This is a genomic window from Actinomycetota bacterium (genome assembly GCA_030019255.1).
In the GTDB taxonomy this organism is placed as follows: domain Bacteria; phylum Actinomycetota; class Geothermincolia; order Geothermincolales; family RBG-13-55-18; genus Solincola_A.
In genome coordinates this window covers 1-953 of sequence record JASEFK010000031.1, presented here as the reverse complement: position 1 = coordinate 953, position 953 = coordinate 1, and the positions used below count along the sequence as shown (strand labels likewise).

The following is a 953-nucleotide window of genomic DNA, read 5'->3' as shown; positions in this document are numbered from 1 at the left end:
ACGGAGTCCAAGCGGGAGAGCACCCCCACCAGAAAGTCGGGGTTTGCGTTGATGGCCTCCGCCGCCGCGCGCCCCAGCTCGCCGTCGAGCTTTCCCACCAGGTCGCGGGTGAGGGCGGGGTTTACGTCCAGGGCGTCCCCGATCACCGCGGGGTCGAGGTAGGAGATGAGGCGGCGCAAAAATGTGCCTCCCCCGTTGAGGGCCCTTCCCACCCCGCGGCCGAAGCCCGCGTCGAGGTGGGCGGAGAGCCCGCGGGCGGCCCCGGTGTTCACGGTGAGCAGGGTGGCGAGCCCGTGGGCGTCCAGGGTCCCGACGAGGGCGGAGAGGAAGGCGGCGTTGGCGTTTATGCCCATGGCTATGCCCGCCGCCGCGGTGGGCGAGAGGCGGGCGGAGAGCTCCTCGGTGAAGCCGGTGGTCTCCCCCATGATGTGGAGGACGGAGTCCGGGTTGAGGGCGGAGAGGGCGGCCTCCACCAGGGCGGGGTTCGCGTTTATCCCCTGGGCCGCCGCCTGGGCCAGGGCGGGGTCGAGGCTTTTCACCAGGGCGGAGATGAAGGGCCCCGCCCCCTCGAGCACCCCGGCCAAAAAAGCGGGGTCGGAGGTGCCCACCATGCGGTCGATGAAGGCGCCGGAGAGGTTGAGCCCCTCGGCGGCCGCCCGCCCCAGGGAGGCGGGAAGGTTCTGCACCAGGGAGGTGAGGAAGGCGGAGTTGGCGTTCACGGCCCGGGCCAGCGAGGCGGGCGAGAGGTTGCGTATGAGGCCCGAGAGGAAGGCGGGGTTTTGGTTTATGGCCTGCGCGGTGGGGGCGGGGTCTAGGAGGGCGAGCAGGCTCGAGAGCCAGGCCCCGTTGGCGTTCACCGCGGAGGCGATGACCGCGGGGTCCAGGAAGGAGAGCAGGGCCGCGGTGAGCTCGGAGTTGGCGTTGGCCGCCCCCGCCACCACCCCCGGGTCCAG

The 953-nt window shown here is 72.1% G+C and carries 1 protein-coding gene; it reads right to left on the bottom strand.

Annotation, left to right across the window (positions count from 1 at the left end; genetic code table 11):
* Positions 1 to 953: hypothetical protein (locus tag QME84_12705; GenBank protein MDI6875123.1), on the bottom strand; the 953-nt coding region annotated here is incomplete at both ends.